General features: G+C 30.2%; 3 protein-coding genes. 1 reads left to right on the plus strand and 2 read right to left on the minus strand.

From position 1 onward, the window contains the following. A partial coding sequence (locus ACRC8M_RS10140; protein WP_438529016.1) for an NAD(P)H-dependent oxidoreductase occupies positions 1–248 on the plus strand: 248 nt, incomplete at its 5' end. Between the two features lie 91 nt (positions 249–339). On the opposite strand, the gene ACRC8M_RS10145 is transcribed toward ACRC8M_RS10140, so the two are convergent. Further along, entirely contained in the window at positions 340–519 is a 180-nt protein-coding gene (locus ACRC8M_RS10145; RefSeq protein ID WP_438529017.1) for a hypothetical protein, read from the minus strand. 81 nt (positions 520–600) lie between these two features. After that, on the minus strand, positions 601–2,409 hold a 1,809-nt coding region (gene mgtA, locus ACRC8M_RS10150), incomplete at its 5' end, for a magnesium-translocating P-type ATPase (protein ID WP_438529018.1).

The following is a 2,409-nucleotide window of genomic DNA, read 5'->3' on the forward strand; positions in this document are numbered from 1 at the left end:
TATCTCTATTAACAGATAAAACTAGGAAAGCTGTACATATAGTGAGTAGAGGTGGCATGTATTCTGAAGGACCAGCTAAAGAGTTTGAATTAGGCGATAAGTATATCAGAACAATATTAGGATTTTTGGGAATATATGATGTTGAGACATTAGCATTTGAAAATGCAAATGTCTTTAAAGGGAATGATTTAGAAGAAGCTATAAATAGGTCTTATGATGAAGCTAAAGAGTTAGCTAGAAAATTTTAAAATTAGTTTAAATAATCTTAAGATGATAGATTTAAAGAGTTGAATAGTAAAAACTAAAAAAGCTGAGTTCAACGAACTCAGCTTTATGTTTTTACTTGTCTAATAATGGCTTTGGTAAAGGTTTAGTTGAAACTTCTACTGGCTCAGGAGTAGCTACTACAACCTCCTCAATAACTGCCTCTTGAACTACTACTTCTTCTTGAGGTTGAGTGTTTGAACATCCAACTAAGAATAAGCTTAAGAAAATGCTTCCTAATACTAATTTTTTCATATTAAAATCCCTCCACGTCTATATTTGAAATTGCTTTCATTCCTCAATTATAGCACATTTTCATCAAGTTGTCTTTAAAATTCATAACCAACTGTTGAATTTTTTAATGAAATATTTTTTTGCAAAAATTATAGTAAAAAAGTATCCAGTAAGTATTAAAACAACCCAAATAAAGTAAGATATAGGTAGTGGCACAAATCCCAAAGTTCCGTTAATTTTAGAATAAGGAACAAATAAAGCAAAAATCATAATAGCCGAAGTTAAAAGAATAACTTTTATATTGGCGTGAGATTCAATAAAAGGAATTTTTCTAGTTCTAATAAGGTGAATTATAAGAGTTTGAGACAAAATACTCTCTACGAACCAACCAGTATGAAAAAGAGCTTGAGTTTCAGAACTATTAGCTTTAAATATATAAAACATAATTAGAAATGTAGTAATATCAAATATAGAACTTAAAGGACCTATATAAACCATAAATTTCCCAACACTTTCAGCACTCCAGTTTTTAGGTTTTAAAATATCCTCTGTATCAACATTATCCCAAGGGATAGAGATTTGAGAGATATCATAAAGTAAATTTTGAAAAAGTATCTGTATAGGAAGCATTGGTAAAAATGGTAAAAAAGCACTAGCTAAAACAACGCTAAATACATTTCCAAAGTTTGAAGATGCTGTCATCTTTAGATATTTAATCATGTTAGTGAATATTTTTCGGCCAATTATAACGCCTTCTAAAAGAACTGAAAGCTCCTTTTCTAAAAGTATTATCTGAGCCGATTCCTTAGCTATATCCATACCATTTTCAACTGAGATTCCAACATCACACTGTCTAAGAGCAGGAGCATCATTTATTCCATCCCCCATATACCCAACAGTATTCCCCATCTCTTTTAAAAGCCTAACAACTCTAGCTTTATCAAGTGGGGAAAGTTTGCAAAATATAGTAGTATCTTTTAAAAGTTTTTTTAGTTCCAAATCATCAATAGCTTCCATGTAGCTTCCATCAATAGCCCCTGCAACTTCAATTCCAATATCTTTACATATTTTTTTAGTAACTAGCTCATTATCTCCAGTTAAAATTTTAACATCCACTCCATATTGGTATAGAGATTTTAAAGTATCTCCCACTCCCTCTTTAGGTGGATCTAAAAATCCAAGCATTCCAACAAAAGTTAAAGACTCCTCATCTTTATTGCTAAAGTTAAGATCTCTATCTTTTGGAAGAGTTTTTTTACCAATACCAATAACTCTCATTCCATCTTTGTTTAAATTTGAAACAAGATTTTTGATTTTTTCTTCAATCTCATCTTTTATTTCAAAAACTTGACCATCTATCTCTACAAAGTTTGAAATATAGAGCATCTCTTCAATGGCCCCTTTAGTTATCATAGTTCTATTGCCATCAATATCCTCTACTATAACAGACATTCTTCTCCGTTCAAAATCAAATGGGAGCTCATCAATTTTTTTGTATTCATTTTTAATAGAGTAGTGTTCCTCTTCAAACTCTAAAATAGCTCTATCCATAAGATTTTTAAGTCCAGTTTGAAAATAACTATTGAGATAAGCTAAGTATAAAACATTGTCATCATCAATACCTTTAAAATTTAAATACTTTACAACAGTTACTTTATCTTGAGTTAAAGTTCCAGTTTTATCTGTACAAAGTATATTCATAGCTCCAAAATTATGGATAGAATCAAGTTTTTTGACTATGGTTTTTTTCTTTGAAAGTTCAACAGCCCCTTTAGTTAAATTACCAGTTACAATCATAGGAAGCATCTCAGGAGTCAACCCAATAGCAACAGATAAGCTAAATAATAAAGATTCAAACCAAGCATCTTTTAAATAACCATTTATCAGAAAAACAATTGGCACCATAAAAAA

It is taken from the genome of Cetobacterium sp., from assembly GCF_051653945.1.
GTDB lineage: Bacteria > Fusobacteriota > Fusobacteriia > Fusobacteriales > Fusobacteriaceae > Cetobacterium_A.